We start from the raw sequence: 23,503 nt of genomic DNA on the forward strand, positions 1-23,503 counted from the left end.
ATGAAATACCTTCTTTAATTATAGTTTTCCTAAAAATTATGTAAATATATATTAATTTTAAAAGGACTAGAAACCCTAATGATTCCTAGCCCTAAAAATTTCTCTATTTAATAACTTCTACTGTCATGTCTAGTTTTTCGCCGTTTATTACTACTTCTGTGTAGTCAAATTCTCCATTAAATACTATTTCTTTAGTTAAAGTTTCCTTCTTAATAGTATCGGCAAATTTCTTTATAACATCTATTAACATGTCATTATTTGCAATATAAAGTCTTATATTGTCTGCAACTTCAAAACCTTTTTCTTTTCTCATGTTTTGAATCTTTGAAATTATTTCTCTTACATGACCTTCTTCTCTTAATTCATCTGAAATATGAGTATCTAATACTACTCCTGTATCTCCTTCACCTGCAAATGCAAATCCTTCTAAGCCTTGCATTGTAACTAAGATACTATCTGAGTTAAGTTCTATTTCAGTTCCTTGAACTTCTATAACTTCAACTCCACCAGCTTGAATTTTTTGAGCTAATTCCATTTGATTTCTTGAAGCAATTTCTTTTCTTATTCCTGGTATTAACTTACCATAAGTTCTTCCTAGAACAGGTAGGTTAGGCTTGATTTCAAAATTAACATATTTTGAAAGGTCTGCTCCAAATTCTATTTCCTTGATGTTAAGTTCATTAGCTATGATATCACCATAATAGTTTGGAAGTGATGTTGTAGATACAAGTATCTTTGAAAGTGGCTGTCTGTTTTTAACATTAGCTCCATTTCTAGCACTTCTTCCAAGCTTAACTATTGTATATGCTAAATCCATATCCTTTTCTAAGTCTTTATCTATAGCTTTTTCATTAACTTCTGGCCATTTGCATAAGTGAATACTTTCTGGTGCAGTAGGGTCTAAGTTAACTACTAAGTTTTGATAGATTTCTTCAGTTATAAATGGAACAAATGGTGCAGCAACCTTAGCTAAAGTAACAAGTACTTTATTTAATGTTACATAAGCTCCTATCTTATCTTCAGTTAATTCTGATGCCCAGAATCTTGATCTATTTCTTCTTACATACCAGTTTGATAACTCATCTGTAAATTCTTCAATAGCAAGAGCTGATTTTGTTATATCATACTCATCTAATCCATTTTCTATAGTCTTAATTAATGTATTTAATTTTGATAATATCCATTTATCCATTACATTATCTGATTCAAAATCAGCATATTGAGTTGGATTGAAGTTATCTAAATCTGCATATAGTACATAGAATGAATATACATTCCATAATGTGCTTAAGAATTTTCTTGATGCTTCCGCAACGTCATCTATTGAGAATCTAGTTGGAAGCCATGGTGCACTTGCAGTGTAGAAATGCCATCTTGTAGCATCAGCACCTTGTGAATCAAGTACGTCAAATGGATCTACAACATTTCCTTTTGACTTACTCATCTTTAAGCCCTTCTTATCAAGAACGTGACCTAATACTACGCAGTTTTCAAATGGGTTTCTATCAAATATTGCAGTTGAAATTGCAAGTAATGTGTAGAACCATCCTCTTGTTTGGTCAACAGCTTCTGATATAAATTGAGCTGGGAAGTTTTGTTCAAATAATTCTTTATTTTCAAATGGATAATGAAGTTGTGCAAATGGCATTGATCCTGAGTCAAACCAACAGTCAATAACTTCATGAGTTCTCTTCATTTCCTTTCCACAATGCTCACAAGTTAAGTTAACCTTATCTATAAATGGCTTGTGAAGTTCTATATCATCTGGAACGTCGATTCCTTTTTCTTTTAATTCAGCTATGCTTCCAATACATTCTTTATGTCCGCATTCACATTCCCATATTGGAAGTGGTGTACCCCAGTATCTATCTCTTGAGATACCCCAGTCGATAACATTTTCTAAGAACTTACCGAATCTACCAGTTCTAATGTTGTCTGGTAACCAGTTTATCTTATCATTGTTTTCTAATAATTTATCTCTTAAAGTTGTCATAGCAACAAACCAGCTATCTTTTGGATAGTAAAGAAGTGGTGTATCACATCTCCAACAGTGTGGATATGAGTGAACGTGCTTTTCAGCTTTAAATAATTTGTTTTCTTTTTCTAGGTAGTCACAAATTTGTTGGTCACAATCTTTAACAAACTTACCTGCCCATGGAGTTACTTCTTCAGTAAAGCATCCAGCAGTATCAACTAAGTTTATAAATGCCATTCCATTTTTCTTTGCAACAAAACTATCATCTTCACCATAAGCTGGTGCTATATGAACTATTCCTGTACCATCTGAAAGTGTTACATAATCTCCATGAATTACTTCAAATGCTTTTCCTTCTGGAACATGGAATGGAAGTAATTGTTCATATTTCATTCCAAGAATATCTGCGCCCTTAAATTCTTTAACTATTTCATAGTCTTCTCCAAGAACCTTTGGTGCTAATTCCTTAGCTAAGATATAAATTTCATCTCCTACTTTAGCTTCAATGTAGTCATATGATTTATTTAAACATAATGCTACATTTGAAGGTAATGTCCAAGGAGTTGTTGTCCATGCAAGTATATACTTATTTTCTTCTCCTGAAACCTTGAACTTAGCAACTGCAGTTAAATCTTTGACATCTTTATATCCTTGTGATACTTCGTGTGATGAAAGAGCTGTTCCACATCTTGGGCAATATGGCATAACCTTGTGACCTTTATATAAAAGACCTTTATCCCACATTTGTTTTAATGCCCACCATACTGATTCAATATATGGGTTGTGATATGTTACATATGGGTGTTCCATATCTACCCAGTAACCTATCTTATCAGTCATCTTTTCCCACATGCTAACATATGTGAAAACACTTTCTTTACATTCTTTAACGAATTTTTCAACGCCATAATCTTCGATTTGTTCTTTACCTGAAATACCAAGTTTCTTTTCTATTTCAAGTTCAACTGGTAGTCCATGAGTATCCCAACCAGCTTTTCTTATAACTTTATATCCCTTCATTACTTTATATCTTGGGATAATATCCTTCATAACTCTTGTTAAGATATGTCCTACGTGAGGCTTTCCATTTGCTGTTGGAGGTCCATCATAAAATGTAAAGTACTCACCATCTTGATTCATGTCAAAATTTTTCTTAATTACATTTCTTGCTTTCCAAAGGTTAGCAATTTCATTTTCCATACCTACAAAACCATTTGTAAGTTCTACTTTTTTGTACATGTCAAAACTCCTTCCTCATATTTAGTTTTGTTAAAATATTTTTATATATAAGCATCAATAATATGATGTCTTATAATTTTATTTTAAATATAAAAAAACCTCATCCAACTATAGGACGAAGTAAATAACTCGCTATACCACCCATGGTAATACAATAATCAGCAATATTGATACCTTATCAATATTTTAAAATAGTAAATTTTCTCCCTTACTATTTAACTTAATATTGTGAGATTCAAGTACTAACATACTCTATCTTTTAACGCAAGATTACGGGTTAACTTAATAAGTAATTTTTACCGTTAGGCCACCGACTCCTAGGTGATTTTTATTAATATTTACTATAGCTTTGCACCAAACAACTACTCTCTTTAAGTGAAAATATTAATTACTTTTCCTAATCATTGTCTTTATTAAAAACATTATATATTATGCCCCTTAAAAAGTCAATTAAACATAAATTTATGAATTTTTTATATAAATAGTATTTTTATTTTATTATTGATTTTTTAATTATATAGTGATTAAATTTTTATAAGAAAAGAATTGAGAATTTACTTTATAAGATATTTAAAAATTGAGGAGGATTAATATGGAAAATAATAATTTAAATTCTGAAATAATGGATAAATTAACTAAAGTATGTATATGTAAAGCAATTAATAGAGCTACTATTAAAAATGCTATAAGAAATGGAGCTAGAACTGTAGATGATGTAAAAAAAGTAACTGGTGCTAGAACTGGTTCTTGCAAAGGTACTAGATGCACATCTAAAATCCAAAGTTTAATAGAACAATTTGAAAACGGTGAATACAAATAAATTCCTAGGATTAAATTTTTTATAATGCTAAAACTAATAGTGTTATAAAGGAGGCGTTTATTATGAGCAAGAACAAAAAAACTGCAACTAATAACCAATGGATTTCTACTCCAGTAGAATCTGCATGTAACTGCAATTCATCATGCTCTTGTAATGAAAAAACCGCTGGAAATAATCAATGGACATCAACTAATAAAAATCCAGTAGATAATAATAAAAAGTAAAAATAAAAAGGATATGGTCTAAGCCATATCCTTTTTATTTAATTTTCTTCACAATATTTTTCTATTGCATCTGCAACTCTCTTTGAATCTGCAACCGCTTGAACAACAGTCTTAGCTCCTGTAACAACATCACCTGAAGCAAAAACACCTTCTTTTGTTGTACGTCCTTCTTCATCTGTTACAATAAGTCCCCATCTATTTATTTCTAATCTTGTTGTGTTTGAAACAATATTTGATCTTGGTTCTTGACTTATAGCTATTATTACTGAGTCACATGGTATTATTTCTTCTTTACCATCTATTATTTTAGTTTGGATTTTTCCATCAACTTCAATATTTTCAGTTTCTGCTACTTTAATACCATCTTCTAATATTTCAAGTGGCGCTCTAAATAGCTTAAACTCTACATTATCTTCTTTAGCTTCTTCTATTTCTTTCTTAGTTGCTGGCATTTGGTCAAAATGTTTTCTATATACTACATAAACATTTTTTGCACCATTTCTTTTAGCTGTTCTAGCTGCATCCATAGCAACATTTCCTGCACCTATAATACATACAGTATCACCTAAATCATAAGCATTTGGTGCTTCTAAGTAATTTATAGCATAATGAACATTTGCTAAAGTTTCACCTTTTATGCCTAGCTTTTTAGCGTTCCATACTCCTGTTCCTATAAATACTGCCTTATAACCATCTTCAAGTAAGTTATCTAATGTGATAACATCACCTATCATTGTATTAGGTCTTATCTTAACCCCTAAATTATGTAACTTTTCTGTAATTTGATCAACTATTGTATTTGGAAGTCTATATTCTGGTATACCATATCTTAAAACTCCACCTATTTTTTTATGTTCATCAAATATAGTAACTTTAAATCCTCTGTTCGCTAACATAAATGCAACAGTTATTCCAGCTGGACCTCCACCTACTATTGCAATTTTATCTCTATTAGCTAAAGGCTTTTCAAATTTAACTTCATTTAAATATTTTTTTGATATTTCTTCTTCCATTTCATAGAAATGAATTGGCTCACCTTTTATTCCTCTTATACAATGTCCTGCACATTGTTCTTCATGCGGACAAACTATAGCACAAACTGCTGAAAGAGGATTATTTTGAAATAATATTTCTCCAGCTTCTTCAAGTCTACCTTCTCTATAAAGCTCTATAATTTCTGGAATCGGAGTACTTATAGGACAAAATTCTTTACATCTTGGTTTTTTACATAATAAACATCTATTTGCTTCTTCATTTAAAAATAAATTCATACTTCCTCCTAAAATTGCTTTTTAGTAAATCTTCTTATTAATATATTACTAATATCATAAAAAAACAAGTTATTTTCGTTAGAATAATAAACCATAAATTATGCTATAATCTTAAAAGAATTAATTTGAAAGGAGCTAATATTAATGGCTAGTAAATTCTACTTAGAAAAATTAAGCAAAAAAGCAAAAGCTGAACAAGGTAGACCATGGATATACACAGATGAAATCAAAGAATATGATGGTGAATATCAAAATGGTGATATAGTTGAAGTTTATAATCATAAACATTTCTTTATAGGTAAAGGGTACATAAATGATCAAAGTAAAATTGCTATAAGAATAATGACAAGAGATATAGATGAAGAAATAAATGAGGATTTTTTCAAGAAAAGATTTAAAGATGCATGGGATTATAGAAAAACTGTAATTGATACATCTTCTTGTAGATTTATATTTGGAGAAGCTGATTTCCTTCCTGGACTTACTGTTGATAAGTTTGAGGATTATTATGTAATACAAATATCTACTTTAGGTATGGATAAATACAGAGATATAATAACTAAAATATTAGTTGAAGAATATGGTGCTAAAGGTGTTTATGAAAGAAGCGACCTTAAAACTAGAGAAATAGAAGGATTAGAACAAAGAAAAGGATTCTTAACAGAACCTTTTGATACTAATGTTCAAATCATCGAAAATGGGGTTAAATATATTGTTGATTTAGAAAATGGTCAAAAGACTGGTTTCTTCTTAGATCAAAAAGAAAATAGAGCTGCAATCCATAGAATTTGTAAAGGTAAAGATGTTTTAGATTGCTTTACTCATACTGGATCATTTGCATTAAATGCTGGAATTGCAGGTGCAAAATCAGTTCTTGGTATAGATGTATCTCAACATGCAGTTGATTGTGCAACTAGAAATGCTAAGCTTAATGGACTTCAAGATACAGTAAAATTTGAATGTCATAATGCCTTTGATGTATTACCAGCTTGGTCAAAAGAAGGAAAGAAATTTGATGTTGTAATATTAGATCCTCCAGCATTTACAAAATCAAGAAATACAATAAGCGGTGCAAAAAGAGGCTACAAAGAAATAAACCTTAGAGGTTTAAAGATGGTTAAACCAGGTGGTTACTTTGTTACATGCTCATGCTCTCATTACATGGCAGAAGATTTATTAAGAAATACAATTGCAGAAGCTGCTCATGATGCACACAGAACATTAAGACAAATTGAATTTAGAACTCAATCATCAGACCACCCAATACTTTGGAATTCTGATGAATCATATTACTTAAAGTTCTTTGTATTCCAAGTTATTTAATTATTTATAACTATATTTTTAATATAATAACATTATTAACACTAAATTATAATTTGATTACCTTTATTAATATACAGTTATAATATTTCTATTATTTTTAACATCACGTTAATTGATAACAAAAATTCTTGGTACTATAATTAACTCGTTCAATAAAATTAGTAATATTTATTTATTAATTAAAATAACCTATGGTATATGGTTTAGGAGGAGTTAATTATGAAGAGTTTAAAAGGAACAAAAACAGCTGAAAATTTAATGAAATCTTTTGCTGGAGAAAGCCAAGCTAGAATGAGATATACTTACTTTGCTAAAGCAGCATTAAAAGAAGGATATAATCAAATATCAAAGATATTTATGGAAACTGCTGAAAATGAAAGAGCACATGCTAAAAGATTTTATGAATTCTTAAAGGATGACTTCCAAGGAGAAACTTTAGATGTTAACGCATCATATCCAGTAGAATTACCTACTGATACAAAAACAAACTTAATATATGCAGCTGAAGGTGAACGTGACGAAAACACAAACCTTTATCCTACATTTGCTAAAGTAGCTGAAGAAGAAGGATTCCCTGAAATTGCTGCTGCATTTAGAATGATTTGCAAGGTAGAAGTAGCACATGAAGTTAGATATAGAAAATTAGCAGCTAATTTAGTAAATGGAGCAGTATTTAAGAAGGATTCAGATAAAACTTTATGGAAATGTTCAAACTGTGGATTTATATATGAAGGTGCTGAAGCTCCAGCTAAGTGTCCAGCTTGCTTACATCCACAAGCATTCTTTGAATTATTTGTAGAAAACTATTAAAATAAATATAATTAAAAAAGCACTCTAAATTAGAGTGCTTTTTTAATTATAAAAAGGAATAATTTCTTCTTTAAATTTCCAAGCTAAACAATTTTTCGGATATCCAAATTTAGTTAAATCTCCTACCCTTACAAATTCTTTTTTAGACTTAGAATTTAAAACTCCATATCTTATTAATTCTAATATATCTTTAATTCTCTCTCTGTAAACCTTTTTCATAGCAATACAAGGTTCTCCCCATGCAGCTATTATCATATCGCTTTCTCTTATACATTCTTTAATAATATAATTATTAATTTGCAAATTCTCTGCATGATTTTTATCTTTTATATCAACTTCATACTCTGAAAATAAATTAATTAAGATTATTTTTTTTATTCCATTTATGAAATTTTTATAAGATTTTTCTTTTATATATCTAGTTATTTTTTTTAATATCTTACTACAACCTCTACTATCTATCCTCTTAGGATAATTTGAAATTATAAGTATAGTTTTTCCTTGATTTGAAACTTCAATACTTACTTTATAACAATTATTTTCAGAAGCATCTTCTAATAATTCTATATTGTTTTTTTTAATATATTTAGGATACTTACAGTTACCCATGCCCTTCCTCTCAAAATTCTTACTGCACCTTATTTCTATAAGGTTAATTTATTCTATAATATGTCCATCTTTATATTCTGGAACAATATTAGTAATATTTTTTTGCATGCAATATTCAATATCCTTCATAAGATTTAAATTTTTCATAACTCCATAGTGCCTTGCATCTTTAATAAAACTTTCTATGCCAGTATTATTTTCATATACATAGTTAGCTGTTTTAGCTATATCACTAAGATATAATTTATTGCTTATTTTAAGCATTTCATTAATTATATAGCCTGAGCATATAAAATCATCCATAGAAAATTGTCCATTAGTTCCTGAATTCACTATTACAACATCTTCACCAAGTTCTACAAGTTTTTCAGCTACAGCCTTTCCATTAAGCATAGATCCAACAAAAACCCTTTTAGCACAAGAACACTCTGTTAAGGTTCTAGTTCCATTTGTTGTACTCATTATCACAGTCTTATCTTTAACTATATCTTCTGTATATTCTAAAGGTGAATTTGATAAATCAAAACCTTCTATCTTAATAGCTTGTCTTTCTCCACCTAAAATAAATGAACCCTTCTTTAACTCTTTAGATTTTTCCCTTGCTTCTTCAATAGTTAAATAAGGTATTACTTCTTTACATCCTCTCATAAATGCAGTAGTTATAACACTTGTTGCTCTAAGCATATCAATAACAACTACCACCTTATCTTTCAAATAATTTTTTTCTACATGATCTGCTGAAATAATAATATCTATATTCATAAAAACTCCCTACTTTCAATATATAACATAAAAAACCCAAACGGGTTTTCTATGTTATAAAATAATTTTTTCATTAGTCTATTTAAAATCTTTCCCTTGATATATACCATTATCAACTAAAGCTTTATCTATAGCATTTAAAATTTCCCACTTTTTAAGACTCCACATAGGTCCAATTAAAAGATCTCTTGGAGAATCTCCAGTTAATCTATGAACTATCATATCTTCTGGAATAATTGATATAGACTTACATATTAAATCTATATAATCATCTTGAGACATAAATTCAAGTTCTCCTCTTTCATATAATTTAACCATAGGTGTATTTTTCATAAGATGAAGAAGGTGGAACTTTATTCCCTTTGATCCTGTATGTGCTACATATTCTACAGTCTTTAACATATCTTTTTTAGTTTCACCTGGCAATCCAAATATACAATGAGTTACAAAATCTATATTTCTTTCTTTTAATCTTCTCATAGCATCTTCATAAACTTCTAGTTTGTATCCTCTGTTTATTTTTCTTGCTGTTTCATCTGATACAGTTTGAAGTCCAAGTTCTACCCAAACATAAACTTCTTTATTTATTTCTTCTAATAAATCTAAAACATCATCACCTAAACAATCAGGTCTAGTTGCAATAGCAAGAGCAACAACTCCTTCTTGTTTTATAGCTTCATTATACTTTCTTCTTAAATCTTCAATTGGTGCATATGTATTCGTAAATGCCTGAAAATAGGCAATATACTTACCTTCTTTCCATTTCTTATTCATCATTTCTTTTACATCACAAAATTGTTTTCCTATTGATAAAGTTCTGCTTCCTGCATAATCTCCTGATCCACTTTCACTACAGAAAAGACAACCTCCACTGCTTATTGTTCCATCTCTGTTTGGACAAGAAAATCCTCCATCTAATGATATCTTAAATACTTTTTCATTAAATTTATTTCTAAGAAAATAGTTTAAACTATGATATCTTTTTCCATTCCATTCTTTCACTATGACTTCCTCCATTATTACGTCTGCCTTTTATAATATAATATCATAAGTGAAAATTTATTTCCTATTACATTTTTTCTATAGTCTTTTGTATTAAATCAATTTTATAGCTTCCTAATACTTCTTGTGATATATTTTTCTTATCCATTGCTGTAACATTGATTACTAAATCATTTTTAGTTGATTTTACATACTCTATACTATATTTATCCATTGGGAATAGCTTTTCAAATTCTATTGGGAATAAATCTCCATCTGGATTGCTATATATCTTCATTCCTAATGAGTTTCCATTTCCCTTTGTGTATTGAACTATTAAAACTCCTTCTTCTTCATTAAACATAAGAGTTTTTATCTTGCTATCTTCTAAAACATCATATCCAGATATTTGTTGAGCTACAGGCTTTTCTAATGCTTTTTTCAAAGTATCCTCATCTAATGGAGTTCCTGCACTTCCACCTCCACCTTGATCTTGTGCTAACTTTGAATCTAATACTCTTGCACTACTTTCAACATTAGCCTCTTCAATTATAGCAACTCCAATGAAGCTATTTTTACCATCAGTAGTGCTTACAGCTATATTACTACCTGTGTAACTTATTCCTATAACTGAATATTTATCCTTTGGAACCTTAACTTTATTTATAACTGGATTTTGACCTTTAGGATAAACTTGTAATGGTAAGTCTTTTAATCTAAGTATTAATTGACTGCTACCTTCTCCTTTTGTTATTAATCTAAGTTCATCTTTTTCATGATATATTTCTGAAATATTTTCACTTTTTACATCAGATATTATATATTCCTCATTACCCTTAACTATTTTTATATTAACTAAGTCTAAGTTTGCATCTGATAAATTTCCATTAGTCCTAGTACAATAAAATGAAATATATGCGCTATTTCCAGTTTCATTTATATTTGCAGTTTGAAAGGCCATAATAGGCATACTAGTTAATTTTTTAATTTTATTACTAGCTTTAATTTCTGGAGTAGATATAGCATTAGCACCATCTATATCATTTGCTTTAAGTCTTTCCATATATTCAATTGCAGTTTCTTTTGCAATTTGTACATTAAATCTTTCTTGTACATTATTATTATCACCTTTTGCTTTACACCCAACCATACATAAAATAAATATCATAAATAAGATAAATAATCTCTTCTTTTTCAAAAACCTTCACTCCTCCTTAGTGTATTAATCTCTTATTAGTTTTCCTTAGAAAAATTACCTTATTCACGTATAAATAGAATAAATCTTAAGTATAGTTTGTATATTTGATATTAAGAAAATATTTATATGGAGGTATCTATGTCAAAAAAAGAATGTCTTAAAGTATTTCAAGTTGCAGCTGTTTTCATAGGAACAATAGTTGGCGCTGGACTTGCTTCTGGAGCAGAAATAAGACAATTTTTCACGTCATTTGGTATAACAAGTTTTATATCTATAATTATTTGCGGATTATTTTATATTGTAATGTGCAATATAATTTCAAAAATAAGTATAAAATATCAATTAGAATCTTATGGAGATGTAATTAATAAGATTAGTCCAAATTTCTTTGGTAAAATCACAGGTGGAATAACAACTATTTATTTAATATCAAGTGCTTCGATAATCCTTGCTGGTAGTGGTGCGCTTATAAGTCAATTTTTTGGAGTTCCTAAAGTAGTTGGAACTTTAATAATGATTTTAGTTGCTATATTTTTCTTACTTAGAGACACAAATGGATTAATAGAAGTAAATTCTTTTATAGTTCCTACTTTGATACTTACAATATCACTTATAACTATACTTTATTTTATCTTTTATAGAGATCATTTAACTATTGAAAATATATTAAGCTTTACTCCTAAAAAAGAAAATGGACTTTTTTTATCTACTGTTCTTTATGGTGGATATAACATTCTTTGTTGTTCTGGAGTTTTAGTGCCATTAAGCACAAGTGTTAAAAAGAAAAAGGTAATGACACTTGGAATTTCTCTTGGAGCAATTGGACTTACTATACTTTGCTTAATGATAAATTTATTACTTATAATAAATCAACCTTACATTTATGAACTTGAAATACCTCTTTTACTTGTTGCAAAAAGATTTAGCACATTACTGCAAGCACTTCTTCTCATGGTAATACTTTTAGAAATGTTCTCAACAGAAGTTTCTGATGTATATTCTATAAGTAAAACATTAGAAAGAACTTTTAAAATTAAATTTAAAAAAGCAATATTTTTAGTTTTATTAGTAGCATTTCCAATATCACAAATAGGGTTCGCTAATCTTATCTCAACCTTATATCCACTGTTTGGAATGCTTAGTTTAATTTTTATATCTCAATGCATTATATTCTATTTTAAGAATAGAAAAGTATTAAATTCTTAGTATAAAAAGACCATTTCTTTTATAGAAATGGTCTTTATTTTATTGATTAAGCTCTGCTATTTTTGTAACTCCAACATATATTTCAGAAATTTTATACCAAGTTTTATAATCTACCACTCCTGTTTGTGGCAATGAGAATATACTTTGGAATACTCTAACTTGTTCTGCTGTACGACTTCCATATATACCATCTTGTGCAATTTTAGGTATTAATGGATAGTTCTTAGATATCCTATTTAAATATTCTTGTACAGTTCTAACAGCTTGACCTCTAGAACCTCTTGTTAAATCGTATCCAGGATATGATCTTGGACTACCCTTAACAGATTCTGCCGTAGCAAGTTCAATATCACTTCCATAATAATAAGTCAATATTTCATATGGAACTCTACCTTGATCTCCAAGATATTTGCTTCCCCATTGGCTAAGCCATTCTGGACAGACAACACTTTTACCATCACAATACTGAGTTAAAAGTGGTTGTTTTCTTCCAAATCTTCTTACATATGTTGAGAAGATTTCATCTACTATGTCACTTATATTTTCATATATATTTCGTCCATAGAAAAATGCATGATCATATGCTGTTGAGTTTGTAATATCAAAGCTTTTTCCCTTTGATCTATACCATTCTGTATAAATTCTATTTAAAGTAAATGATACAATACAAAATACATTTGCTCTTATCGTACTTTCTGACCATGTTGAATATATTTCACTTGATGCAACGTTTTTAATATAATCCTTGTAAAGAACTCTATAATTTGCACCTGCTGTATTAGGCCCTCCTTCATGTACAGTAATATATTCTGGTACAACTGGTTTTGCTAATACTACTCCACTAGTTGGTGCTGGAAGTGGCTTATCTACATCTTCTGGAATCTTTCTTGGATAATTACCATTAAGTCTATTTGATGGTATATTTATAATTTGTGCTCTATAATCTCTTGAATTTCGACTAGATAAATTACATTTTTGATAAGCTGTTTCTCTAGGGAATATTTGACATCCATTTACTACAAATGGTTGAAATCCGCTTTTCTCAACTGTTATATTACATAAACCGTATGGCAAACCTCCATCAGGTTGTTGTGAATTTTCAAATGCTGGTGCATCTAGTTCTATAATATCAGTAAGTCCAGATGAATCAGTAGTTAATTCAACTTCAATTGATTCACCATAATTTGATGTAACAGATACCTTACATCCTTGAACTGGTATATAGTTATCTCCACTAAAACACTGAATTTTTAACTTTCCTTTTTCAGCCATAAAATACTCCTTGATATTTCTTTATAAATAGCTTATGCTTATCACTCTTTATTGGTGAAATCATTTGATTTTCTAATAAGCATATCTCCAATATAAAACTCATCAAAGCTCTCTTCTCTATATACTCTAGCCCTAATATTATTGAATACTCCTTGCATATCAATAATTCCATATCCCCATTCACGATTTGGGTATAAATCTCCTTCTCTTTTTCCAGATCCTCTTGTTATATAAGTTTTTAATTTTACAGAATTCATGGTTACATCATTTCCATCAATTATTCCCCATTGGAATAATTGCGCACAACATCCTGCAACAACTGCACCTGCAACAGATGCACCAGATGCCCTTTTAGTTGTTCCACCTGGTGATAATACCAATGCATTTATTCCTCCTGCAGCTATACTAGGCTTTACTCTATTATCTCTTGTATAACCTCTTCCTGACTTTCCAACTGTAGCTTTATTATTTTGATTATAATATGCAACTGACAATACATTTCTTGATGTTGAAGGAATACTTAAAGTTGTATATTGACTAGAATTTAAAAATCTAGTATCTCCTTGAAGCAATTCTCTTTGAGGAATCCATGAGTGATACTGTGCATTATTAACTATATAATCACCTATCAATCTAAATTGCCATATTCCTTCTTTTAAATTTTCTGCTCTTATTTTTATTAATTCATCACCAGTTATTTCTTCTGGAATTGCATATTGTATAAACATTCTAGTTCCTTCAAAAACAAACCTTATTTGTTCAACTTCTTGTAATCTTGCTGGTATTTTATCTATAATTTCTCCAGATGGTGATACTATAGATAAAGCGACCTTATTAGGTCTATTTATCCATATTTCAAAATATAAATCTGTCTGATTAGGTCCTACCTTTAATTCTATTGTATCTGTATTGCTTGCTGATTCTATAGTTCCAAAAGTGTGTGTATCTGTATCCCCTTGATTTCCTGTTGTTGTAACTACAATAATCCCTCTTCTTTTAGATACATCATCAATAAATCTCTCTAAAATTGAACTTCCATCATGTGGTCCAACATTAGTTCCAAGTGGTATATATATTACAACTGGCATCTTTCTTTTATTTGCTTCATCTACTATATGCTTTATACCAAGTATTATATCTATATTTTCATATCTACCAGTTCCTGATGTTACTACTCCAAAGTTTTTTAAATATGACTTAGATGCTTCCTTTAATTTAACAATAGCAAATTCACAATCTGGTGCTGCTCCTATAAGGTCTGGATTTTTACCTCTAGCACCAACTATACCAGCCACCATGGTTCCATGCCCTATTTCATCTCTAGTCTTAACAATTGAATATGGATCTCCCCCACTTAATGAAGTATTTATTGCATTATTGATATCCTCTTCTGAATACACAACTCCATATTCTGCAAAGCTTGTCTTTCCTTCAGCTGGAAGACTTTGATCCCATATAGATACTATTCTTGTTGTATCGTCTTCTCTCATAAATTCAGTATTCATATAATCAATTCCGGTATCTACTATCCCAACAAGCACACCTCTACCATTTAACTCTAAATAAGGATTTTGATGAAAAACTGGTGCATTAGATGCATAAACTGGCGATACTTCATTAAGTGTATAAACAGGTGATGCTTCAGCAAATATAATTTCAGGAACTACCGAAATTATATTATCTATTTGCTCTTCTGGAGCCTCTATAATAGCAAAATTATCATCTAAAACCACTACTTTTGTATTTGGATATGCATTTACTGCATTTTCAATATCTCCTATATATTCAATCATTTTTCTAGCAATCTGCTGTCTATTAAATCCTCTATACTCTGATTTTAATCTAGGTAAATCTAAAGTATTTCTTAATATCTCAAACCCTTCATAAGCACAAACTGTTCCGTAACCCCATAATTGATTAGGATATGAAACTTCTTGCCTAGTTCTTCTTGCTCCTCTTACTAAATAATTTTTTAAGCGTTCACCATAAAGGAATCTATCATTTCCTTTTACTATTCCCAATTGCATAAATAATGCAGCTATTCCTGAAACATGAGGTGCTGCCATAGAAGTTCCACTTTTAGCATCAAAGTTATTATAAGGAGTTGAAGAAATTATTTGTTCTCCAGGCGCTACAAGGTCTGGTTTTATATATCCCATATCACCATATACGCCTCTTCCACTAAAACTTGATATGGTATTTGTTACATAATTATAGCTTCCAACTGATATAACATTTTTTACAGTCGCAGGTATTCCTAAAGTATTATTTAATGAAGGTTTTAAGAACTTTGTATTTCTATTAAGAGTTTCGCTTATAGGTAACCATATATCATAATCTCCATTATAATCATTAGTTGCACTTAATTTTATTTTCCATTCCCCAGAAATCAAATAATCACCAGCAGAAATGAATGCTACAATCACTTCTCCAAGCAAATCAAATGGTTTAGGTCCAGACATATAAAATATAATTCTATCTCCATCTAGATTAATTTCATTTAGCCCTTCTTTTATCTCTATTTCACCACTTACTCTACCAGTTGGATTTGTTATTTGAATCCTTATATTAGATAAAATGCTATGATATAAATTCAATTGAACAAATGATTCATCTTCAGCAATGTTTATTGAAATTATTTGTGATTGTCTAAGTTCTCCACCAACATGATGTGATGTATCTCCTTCATTTCCAGCAGCTACAACAACAGTTATTCTCTCTAAATCACAAACTGTACTTATATATTTTTCTAATAATGACTGACCATTATGTGCACCATCATTAGTACTTAGACTTATATTAACTACTAATGGCATATTTAATTCTTTACTTTTATCAACTAAAAATTTAAGGCCTCTTAATATTTGAGTACTAAGTGCAAACCTTCCTCTATTTGTTTTTACCATCATTATAGAGGCTTTAGGTGCTACACCATAATATGCTTTAGGTATTCTTCCTCCTGCACATGCTATACCTGCAACATGAGTTCCATGTTCTGATAAATCAGCGGATGGAACTATACTACTTGGATCTTCATTTGATATAGCCTGATTTATAGTTTCTTTATTATATACACTTCCATTTAAACTAAGATCATAAATATATTCTATTCTTGTAGTCCCATCAGCATTTCTAAAAGCTGGATGCATATAATCTATTCCAGTATCTATAAATCCTACAAGTACTCCACTTCCATCTACACTATAGCTAGATTGTGCAGTTTGAACACATGAAGCCCTATTACTACTTGCATCTGAAAAATATAATTCTTTAGGAAGTTCTATATATTGTATTTCATCTAACGCTTCTAATTTGGTTAAGTTATCTATTGGTATTGTTACTATTCCATAATTATATCCTAAGCTCTCATACTTTCCTCCAATACCTTCTACAAGTTGAGATATATTATTTACATTACTTCCTGTTAATACTATTACTTCTATCGTACCTTCTCCATCAACCATATTTGCTTTAAATAAATTAACTTTATTTAAAGTATCTCTTCTAAGTGCCCTATAAAATCTTAAATAAGTATCTAACTTATTTTTCACCTTTAATTCACCCCAAGATTATTTCTATCATATACTTATTGTATGAAGATATCTAACTTTTGATAAAAGCCATATAACCCCCTTACAAAATAAAAGAAGGCACATTTTAAAATGTGCCTTCTTTTATAAATTAATTTCTACTCTATCTAATTTTGCTATTACCTTCATGTTTCTAATTTCAACAGTTTCAGTCATAACACTTCCTCTGTTACTCATAAGTAATGCTTTAGAATTATCTAATCTTCTAATCTCTCTTATTTTAGATTTTCCATTATAATTAACTAAATAGAAGCCGTTTTGATTAAGTTCAGTAACTAAATGACCAAATACTAAATCTCCTTTTAGCATTCTAAATCCACTCATTTCATCATCTGAAACTTCTAAATATATTACCTTATCTTGAGGATAACCTTCAATCTTATTAGAATGTATAGGTAGTTCTTTATGTCCCTTAACACTTCTTAATTCATAATCATATATAGGGACATTCTTTAAAACTGAAGAAAAAGCATTTTCCCAAACTTCATTTGATTTATTATCTTTCTTTGAAGTTGGTTTAAATTCTCTCTCTATTCTTTTTTCTTCCATTAATTCTTCATCAGCTGCAATCATATTTACATCATTTAAATCTACATTTAAGATTTTTGATGCTTTATTAATGAAGCTTTCTTGAGCAACTTTTCTTCCCATTTCAACTTCATTAATGTATTTTTCAGAAACACCAAGTTTCTTAGCTAATGCTTTTTGAGGTATATTAGCTTTAAGTCTAGCTTCTTTAATCTTATCTCCAATTCTACTCAAAACTATTATTCTCCTTTTTGTTGTTTTCTGTACCATTCTCTTTCTTCTAAAAGATGATTCATTAAGTATTTAAATGACCAATTACGTGACATTGGAGTTACTACTGCTAATACTCCACCTTGGACATTCATTCTTACTTTTTTTATTAAATTTCTAACTTCATTATCTTTGAAGTTATTAAATAATATTACCTTTTCATTTGGAACTTCAACTACTTCAATAACTTCTTCATTAACCTTACCTGAAGCTATTTCATGAATCTTAAGTTCTACCATATCAGGTTTTATTTCAATAATATTTCCTAATTCTTTTAATGAATTTATTTCACTCTCTGATAAGCCATGTACTAATAATGATTTATTATTACTCATCTAGCTCACCTCTTACTCTTCTCTTATACTAGGTTCTTTTGCAGTATAATCTCCAAGGTCTACAGTAACTTTTTTGATTCTTTGATCTTCATATGGTCTATCTCCACGATCTCTTGGTTGTTTAACTATTTCATCAGCAACTTCCATTCCTTCGATAACCTTACCGAATGATGCATATTGTCCATCTAAGTGTGGTGCATCTGCAACCATTATAAAGAATTGGCTTCCAGCTGAATCTGGATGCATAGCTCTAGCCATTGATAGAACTCCTCTAGTATGGTTTAAATCATTTTTAAATCCATTTCTTGAGAATTCTCCTTTTATTGAATATCCAGGACCACCCATTCCTGTTCCTTCTGGACATCCTCCTTGAATCATGAAACCTGGAATTACTCTATGGAATATTAAATCATCATAGAATCCCATGTTTATTAAATGTATAAAGTTATCAACTGTATTTGGAGCTATTTCTGGATATAATTCAGCTTTAATAACTCCTCCATTTTCCATTTCTATTGTTACTACTGGATTTTTCATATAAATTCTCCTTTCAAATTCAAACTTATTAACTATTATTATCAAAAGAAACCATATAAATTCATATAATTTCTAAGATAATACTTTATTTTGTATAATGAAATTATATCTTATTTAACCATATTAAACAAATAATAGCTTTATAAATTATATAATTTATAAAGCTATTATTTTATGCCTTTTATGCTAATTCTTTTTTAGATTTTGACTTTTCTTTAAAAATTCCAATTATAGCTGGTAAGATTGATATTAAAATTATTACTATTATAGCAATAGAAAAATTATTTGCGATAAATGGTATGTTACCAAAGAAGAAACCTAATAGAGAAACTACAAGTACCCAAAGGATTCCCCCTATAGAATTATATGTTATGAATTGTTTATAATGCATTGAACCTATTCCAGCTACAAAAGGTGCAAATGTACGAACTATCGGAATAAATCTAGCTATTATAATAGTTTTTCCACCATATTTATCATAATATGCATTTGTTCTATCTATGTATTCCTTTTTTATAAATTTTGAATCACCACGACTTAAAAGTTTATGCCCAAGATATCTTCCAATATTATAATTTATAGTATCTCCAATTATTGCTGCAAAAATTAATGAAACTATCAATATTACAATATTAAGTGATCCTAATGCTGCAAATGCTGATGCTGCAAATATCATTGAATCTCCAGGTAAAAATGGTGTTACAACTAAGCCAGTTTCAAGTAAAATTATTAAAAATAATATAACATAAACCCATGCTCCATAATTACTAATTAATATACCTAAGTGTTTATCTAAGTGTAACACTAAGTCTATTAATCCACTTATTAAGTTCATCTTATCACTCCCAAAGTTTATTTAATTTTTATCTTACCATATTTATTATAAAGCTATTATGTTAACTATTAATTAAATAATTATAATATTTAATATATTTTGAAAAATTTTTGTTAAATAAAAAAACCACTATCTTACTCTTAAAAAGATAGTGGCACTTTATAAATCTTAATTATTTTATTCATTTTATTACTCCATTTATTAATTTAAAAAGGTAGTTCCCATTACAACTCTTGAAAAATCATTATAATTTGTTAAGTTTTTAACATTAATTGCATTAAAAATTGCTTCTCTTCCGTTTTGATTTATTAATTCATTAAATAAGCAAATAAAAAATGTACTTGGTACTCTGTCTAATCCTTCAAAGTCTAAAGTTATTTCATTATTTAAGTTATTTTTTATGTGTTCTCTTAATATTATAGCATCTTCAATTGCAAAATTTTCTCCTAAGAATTCTTTAACATTTATCATCATCAATATCACCTCATAAGTCATTTTTAAAATTTTCTGACAATTCTGTCTACATCTATAATATATCAACCGCCCACAAAATTGTCAAGCATTTAACAAACATTTTTTTATTTTCCTTTATATAATTAATATATTCAAACTTCTTAATATTGTTACTAAAATAATTCAAATATAATAAACCATATGTATACAAATATACATATGGTTTATTATAAATAACTTATCTACATATTAATTAGTTTTTTACTAAGGTTTATTAACTCATCACCTTCACGAGAATTATAAAATTCTACTGTTCCTTTTTTATTGCTATCATTTATAATATCTAATTCTTCAAGTTTCCTTTTTAATTCCCTTGCTGTACCTTCACCGCCATGAATTATAGGAATATCTTTATCTAATACTTCTAATATTGCTTTTTCTATAAAAGGATAATGAGTGCATCCTAAAACTATAGCCGCGATATCTTTATTTCTATATTCTTTAAATCTATCTTTAAGGTACTCTTTAAGTTCTTTACTATCCAATTCTCCTTTTTCAATAAACTCTACTAACCCATCACAAGGCATTGGCTTTATATTAGCTTGCTTTTTATAATTGTCCATAAGATTTTTAAATTTATTATTTTTTAATGTAAATGGAGTTGCCATTATCATAATATCTCCATCTCTATGTAATTCAACCGCTGGCTTAATAGCTGGCTCTATTCCTATTATAGGAATATCTTTATATTTTTCTCTTAAATCAGATATAGCTGCACTTGTTGCTGTATTACAAGCTATTACTATAGCCTTAGCCCCTTTACTTAACAAAAATTCAACTGCATTAAACGTTAGTCTCTTTACATCATCAAGTTCTCTAACACCATAAGGTGCATTTTTTGAATCTCCAAAATATACATAATTCTCATTGGGCATAAGCTTTAATGCTTCTCTCATTACGCTTAATCCGCCAACTCCTGAATCAAAAAAACCTATTGGTAATTGCTTCTTATCCAAACCTTAATCACTCCATTCTATTTATATAGATTTATATTACATATTCTATAACTTTAGTAAAAATAAATCTATATTTACTTAATTTATTCATTCCAAATATTGAATAATAATTTTTTATTAACTTTATTGACTGGCAAAATATATTGTAGTAAAATTTTTCTAAGCTTTGAATTGTACGTATATTTTAATGAATATTGATAAATTTATTCGAGCATAAATGTAGAAAGGATGTGAACTATTCTAGATATATTGTTCTTCTGTCTAGAATTATTTTATTATGATTGAAAATTTAATTTATACAATACCAAGTAGCAAGCATACGAAAAATGACATTATTGATATTATGTCAAGAAATCCTCAAATTAAATTCGTTTCCTTAGTTGGGATAGATTTATCTGGAAATGATACTGACGAAAAAATTCCTATGAGCCTATTCTTAGATGATATAGACTCTTTTTTAAATGGTGTTGCCATTCAAACTGACGGTTCATCAGTTGTACTACCTGGAATAGCTACTCTTAATAATGCCAAAGTTGATATGATTGCAGATTTAGATTGCAATTGGTTTATTGACTACAATTATGACAATATAGATCCACTAACTAAATTACCTATCGGTACTCTTAAAATCCCATGTTTCTTATACCACGATAATATACCAGTTGATTCAAGATATATACTAAAATCAGCTGTTGAAACTTTCAAAAAATCTCTTTTAGAATCATTCGATACAAATCCTCAATTATTAGAAACTTTTAACATAAAAAAAGATGATATAGAAGACATAGTTCTTACATCTGCTACTGAATTAGAATTCTGGGTTAAAACACCAAACGACATTGCACAAATAGAAGAATTATCAACATCTCAAGTACTACAAGAACAATATTGGACTAGAACAAAAGGTAATGTAAGAACAGCTTTAGAACAAACATTAGATTTAATGGATAAGTATGGATTTGAACCTGAAATGGGTCATAAAGAAGTTGGTGGAGTAAGAGCTAAGCTAGAAAGCTCAGGAAAATTCAATCATATAATGGAACAGTTAGAAGTAGACTGGAAATTCTCTTCAGCACTTCAAGCTGCAGATAACGAATTATTTATCAGAATATTAATACAAGAAACATTTAGAAGAAACGGTCTTGATGTAACATTTATGGCTAAGCCAATAGATGGAGTTGCTGGATCTGGTATGCATACTCATTTAGGAATTAATGCAAAATTAAAGAACGGAAAGAGAGTTAACCTTTTCCATGTTGGAAAAGAACACTTCTTAAGTGAAATAGGATACGGAGCTGTAATGGGAGTTCTTAAGAATTATGAAGTAATAAATCCATTTGTTTCTTCAACTAATAACTCACTTAAAAGATTAAAACCTGGATTTGAAGCACCTATTTGTACTGTTACATCTCTAGGATTAGCACCTGATAATCCTTCAAGAAATAGAACAATACTTATAGGATTAATAAGAGATCTTGCTAAACCTATGGCTACAAGATTTGAACTTAGATCACCAAATCCACATACAAATACTTATCTTGCTATAGCAGTTTCATATACAGCTATGCTTGATGGTATATTATATGCTGCAAATTCTAAGAAATCAAAAGATGAATTATTAAAAGAATTATCAAAAGCACCTCATGAAGATGCAGATTATTTAGAAAAGGGAAGAGCCTACAGAACTGAAGATGATGTATTTGAAGACTTTACTGAAGAAGAAAGAAATGAATACTTCGGTAAAGCGCCTGCAACAGTATTTGAAAATTTAGCTCAACTTGAAGCTAATCCTGAAAAAGTTAATATGCTAAAGAAAAACCCAATATTTACAGATAAAATAATAGAAAGCTTTAAAATAGCTACATTAAGCAGATGGTCTACTGAAATACAACATAGAGTATTAAATAACTATATGAAAGAAATAAGAGGATTTAAGGTTCTTCATGCACCTGAAAAAGCTCTTGATTTAGATATTTCAAGATGGACTGAAATAAATGCATTAAGACATAACTTACTTAAAGATACATTCACAACTAAATCATTATTTACTAGAACTAAAGAAGCATTTAATAATAATGATTTTGAATTAGCTTCAAAATTATACTTAGAAATTGAAGATTCTATGGATAAATTAAGAAATCTTTATTCAATATACAAGAAAAATTTATTAGACTTATAAAATAGATTTTAAATAAAGAAATAAAAGAACTTTTTGTATTATCACAAAAAGTTCTTTTTTATGTTCTTAT

At 29.0% G+C, this 23,503-nt stretch carries 20 protein-coding genes; 6 read left to right on the forward strand and 14 right to left on the reverse strand.

The annotated features are described in order from the left end of the window. Positions 1-103: 103 nt before the first annotated feature. On the reverse strand, positions 104-3,214 hold the full coding sequence (gene ileS / locus SPJ33_RS01630; RefSeq protein WP_321116223.1) for an isoleucine--tRNA ligase: 3,111 nt from the start codon (positions 3,212-3,214) through the stop codon (positions 104-106). A gap of 592 nt (positions 3,215-3,806) precedes the next feature. Here ileS and SPJ33_RS01635 point away from each other — a divergent pair. Together SPJ33_RS01635 and SPJ33_RS01640 are read left to right on the forward strand one after the other, a co-directional pair. Then, the gene (locus SPJ33_RS01635) at positions 3,807-4,034 is read left to right on the forward strand and encodes a (2Fe-2S)-binding protein (protein ID WP_321116224.1); all 228 of its coding nucleotides are present in this window, start codon (positions 3,807-3,809) and stop codon (positions 4,032-4,034) included. Positions 4,035-4,096: 62 nt separating this feature from the next. Next, positions 4,097-4,258 (forward strand): hypothetical protein, encoded by a 162-nt coding sequence (locus SPJ33_RS01640; protein ID WP_321116225.1) that lies wholly within the window; start codon positions 4,097-4,099, stop codon positions 4,256-4,258. Between the two features lie 38 nt (positions 4,259-4,296). Here SPJ33_RS01640 and SPJ33_RS01645 read toward each other — a convergent pair whose 3' ends face one another. Beyond that, positions 4,297-5,529 (reverse strand): NAD(P)-dependent oxidoreductase, encoded by a 1,233-nt coding sequence (locus tag SPJ33_RS01645; protein WP_321116226.1) that lies wholly within the window; start codon positions 5,527-5,529, stop codon positions 4,297-4,299. Positions 5,530-5,673: 144 nt separating this feature from the next. Here SPJ33_RS01645 and SPJ33_RS01650 point away from each other — a divergent pair, with 144 nt between their 5' ends. Together SPJ33_RS01650 and rbr are read left to right on the forward strand one after the other, a co-directional pair. Continuing rightward, positions 5,674-6,852 carry a class I SAM-dependent rRNA methyltransferase gene (locus SPJ33_RS01650; RefSeq protein WP_321116227.1) on the forward strand — a complete coding sequence of 393 codons (1,179 nt, stop codon included), beginning with the start codon at positions 5,674-5,676 and terminating at the stop codon, positions 6,850-6,852. A gap of 219 nt (positions 6,853-7,071) precedes the next feature. Then, a complete protein-coding gene (gene rbr / locus SPJ33_RS01655) occupies positions 7,072-7,662 on the forward strand; it encodes a rubrerythrin (protein WP_321116228.1) in 591 nt (196 codons plus the stop codon). A gap of 42 nt (positions 7,663-7,704) precedes the next feature. On the opposite strand, the gene SPJ33_RS01660 is transcribed toward rbr, so the two are convergent. From SPJ33_RS01660 to SPJ33_RS01675, 4 genes are all read right to left on the reverse strand, one after another. Continuing rightward, positions 7,705-8,271: a DUF1643 domain-containing protein gene (locus SPJ33_RS01660; RefSeq protein ID WP_321116229.1), complete on the reverse strand. Its 567-nt coding sequence runs from the start codon at positions 8,269-8,271 to the stop codon at positions 7,705-7,707. 48 nt (positions 8,272-8,319) lie between these two features. Next, positions 8,320-9,033: a 2-phosphosulfolactate phosphatase family protein gene (locus SPJ33_RS01665; RefSeq protein WP_321116230.1), complete on the reverse strand. Its 714-nt coding sequence runs from the start codon at positions 9,031-9,033 to the stop codon at positions 8,320-8,322. A gap of 78 nt (positions 9,034-9,111) precedes the next feature. Further along, complete coding sequence (locus SPJ33_RS01670) at positions 9,112-10,050, reverse strand: TIGR01212 family radical SAM protein (protein WP_414627193.1); 939 nt, start codon at positions 10,048-10,050, stop codon at positions 9,112-9,114. Positions 10,051-10,102: 52 nt separating this feature from the next. Continuing rightward, positions 10,103-11,212 carry a hypothetical protein gene (locus SPJ33_RS01675; protein ID WP_321116231.1) on the reverse strand — a complete coding sequence of 370 codons (1,110 nt, stop codon included), beginning with the start codon at positions 11,210-11,212 and terminating at the stop codon, positions 10,103-10,105. A gap of 138 nt (positions 11,213-11,350) precedes the next feature. Here SPJ33_RS01675 and SPJ33_RS01680 point away from each other — a divergent pair, with 138 nt between their 5' ends. Next, positions 11,351-12,418: a transporter gene (locus SPJ33_RS01680; RefSeq protein ID WP_321116232.1), complete on the forward strand. Its 1,068-nt coding sequence runs from the start codon at positions 11,351-11,353 to the stop codon at positions 12,416-12,418. A gap of 39 nt (positions 12,419-12,457) precedes the next feature. On the opposite strand, the gene SPJ33_RS01685 is transcribed toward SPJ33_RS01680, so the two are convergent. The 8 genes from SPJ33_RS01685 to murI all read right to left on the reverse strand — a co-directional run bounded on the left by SPJ33_RS01685 (position 12,458) and on the right by murI (position 21,254). Further along, positions 12,458-13,690, reverse strand: coding sequence for a peptidoglycan-binding domain-containing protein (locus SPJ33_RS01685; protein ID WP_321116233.1), 1,233 nt, complete (start codon positions 13,688-13,690; stop codon positions 12,458-12,460). Between the two features lie 41 nt (positions 13,691-13,731). Further along, complete coding sequence (locus SPJ33_RS01690; protein ID WP_321116234.1) at positions 13,732-17,241, reverse strand: S8 family peptidase; 3,510 nt, start codon at positions 17,239-17,241, stop codon at positions 13,732-13,734. 123 nt (positions 17,242-17,364) lie between these two features. Beyond that, positions 17,365-18,042 (reverse strand): helix-turn-helix transcriptional regulator, encoded by a 678-nt coding sequence (locus SPJ33_RS01695; protein ID WP_321116235.1) that lies wholly within the window; start codon positions 18,040-18,042, stop codon positions 17,365-17,367. A gap of 5 nt (positions 18,043-18,047) precedes the next feature. Further along, entirely contained in the window at positions 18,048-18,413 is a 366-nt protein-coding gene (locus SPJ33_RS01700; RefSeq protein WP_321116236.1) for a DUF3783 domain-containing protein, read from the reverse strand. Between the two features lie 12 nt (positions 18,414-18,425). Beyond that, the gene (locus tag SPJ33_RS01705) at positions 18,426-18,950 is read right to left on the reverse strand and encodes a peptidylprolyl isomerase (protein WP_321116237.1); all 525 of its coding nucleotides are present in this window, start codon (positions 18,948-18,950) and stop codon (positions 18,426-18,428) included. A 181-nt stretch (positions 18,951-19,131) separates the two neighbouring features. Next, on the reverse strand, positions 19,132-19,785 hold the full coding sequence (locus SPJ33_RS01710; protein ID WP_321116238.1) for a DedA family protein: 654 nt from the start codon (positions 19,783-19,785) through the stop codon (positions 19,132-19,134). Positions 19,786-19,986: 201 nt separating this feature from the next. Further along, a complete protein-coding gene (locus SPJ33_RS01715; RefSeq protein ID WP_321116239.1) occupies positions 19,987-20,259 on the reverse strand; it encodes an STAS-like domain-containing protein in 273 nt (90 codons plus the stop codon). 221 nt (positions 20,260-20,480) lie between these two features. Continuing rightward, the gene (gene murI, locus SPJ33_RS01720; protein ID WP_321116240.1) at positions 20,481-21,254 is read right to left on the reverse strand and encodes a glutamate racemase; all 774 of its coding nucleotides are present in this window, start codon (positions 21,252-21,254) and stop codon (positions 20,481-20,483) included. 277 nt (positions 21,255-21,531) lie between these two features. Between murI and SPJ33_RS01725 the strand changes: the two genes are divergently transcribed. Continuing rightward, positions 21,532-23,433, forward strand: coding sequence for a glutamine synthetase (locus SPJ33_RS01725; protein WP_321116241.1), 1,902 nt, complete (start codon positions 21,532-21,534; stop codon positions 23,431-23,433). Positions 23,434-23,503: the final 70 nt, after the last annotated feature.

Source organism: Clostridium sp. (genome assembly GCF_034179595.1).
Classification (GTDB): Bacteria; Bacillota; Clostridia; order Clostridiales; family Clostridiaceae; genus Clostridium.

Excerpts from the sequence above, each read along its gene's own strand:
- ileS (WP_321116223.1), bottom strand. The coding sequence starts at position 3,214 with ATGTACAAAAAAGTAGAACTTACAAATGGTTTTGTAGGTATGGAAAAT.
- SPJ33_RS01635 (WP_321116224.1), top strand. The coding sequence starts at position 3,807 with ATGGAAAATAATAATTTAAATTCTGAAATAATGGATAAATTAACTAAA.
- SPJ33_RS01640 (WP_321116225.1), top strand. The coding sequence starts at position 4,097 with ATGAGCAAGAACAAAAAAACTGCAACTAATAACCAATGGATTTCTACT.
- SPJ33_RS01645 (WP_321116226.1), bottom strand. The coding sequence starts at position 5,529 with ATGAATTTATTTTTAAATGAAGAAGCAAATAGATGTTTATTATGTAAA.
- SPJ33_RS01650 (WP_321116227.1), top strand. The coding sequence starts at position 5,674 with ATGGCTAGTAAATTCTACTTAGAAAAATTAAGCAAAAAAGCAAAAGCT.
- rbr (WP_321116228.1), top strand. The coding sequence starts at position 7,072 with ATGAAGAGTTTAAAAGGAACAAAAACAGCTGAAAATTTAATGAAATCT.
- SPJ33_RS01660 (WP_321116229.1), bottom strand. The coding sequence starts at position 8,271 with ATGGGTAACTGTAAGTATCCTAAATATATTAAAAAAAACAATATAGAA.
- SPJ33_RS01665 (WP_321116230.1), bottom strand. The coding sequence starts at position 9,033 with ATGAATATAGATATTATTATTTCAGCAGATCATGTAGAAAAAAATTAT.
- SPJ33_RS01670 (WP_414627193.1), bottom strand. The coding sequence starts at position 10,050 with ATGGAGGAAGTCATAGTGAAAGAATGGAATGGAAAAAGATATCATAGT.
- SPJ33_RS01680 (WP_321116232.1), top strand. The coding sequence starts at position 11,351 with ATGTCAAAAAAAGAATGTCTTAAAGTATTTCAAGTTGCAGCTGTTTTC.
- SPJ33_RS01685 (WP_321116233.1), bottom strand. The coding sequence starts at position 13,690 with ATGGCTGAAAAAGGAAAGTTAAAAATTCAGTGTTTTAGTGGAGATAAC.
- SPJ33_RS01700 (WP_321116236.1), bottom strand. The coding sequence starts at position 18,413 with ATGAGTAATAATAAATCATTATTAGTACATGGCTTATCAGAGAGTGAA.
- SPJ33_RS01705 (WP_321116237.1), bottom strand. The coding sequence starts at position 18,950 with ATGAAAAATCCAGTAGTAACAATAGAAATGGAAAATGGAGGAGTTATT.
- SPJ33_RS01710 (WP_321116238.1), bottom strand. The coding sequence starts at position 19,785 with ATGAACTTAATAAGTGGATTAATAGACTTAGTGTTACACTTAGATAAA.
- SPJ33_RS01715 (WP_321116239.1), bottom strand. The coding sequence starts at position 20,259 with ATGATGATAAATGTTAAAGAATTCTTAGGAGAAAATTTTGCAATTGAA.
- SPJ33_RS01725 (WP_321116241.1), top strand. The coding sequence starts at position 21,532 with ATGATTGAAAATTTAATTTATACAATACCAAGTAGCAAGCATACGAAA.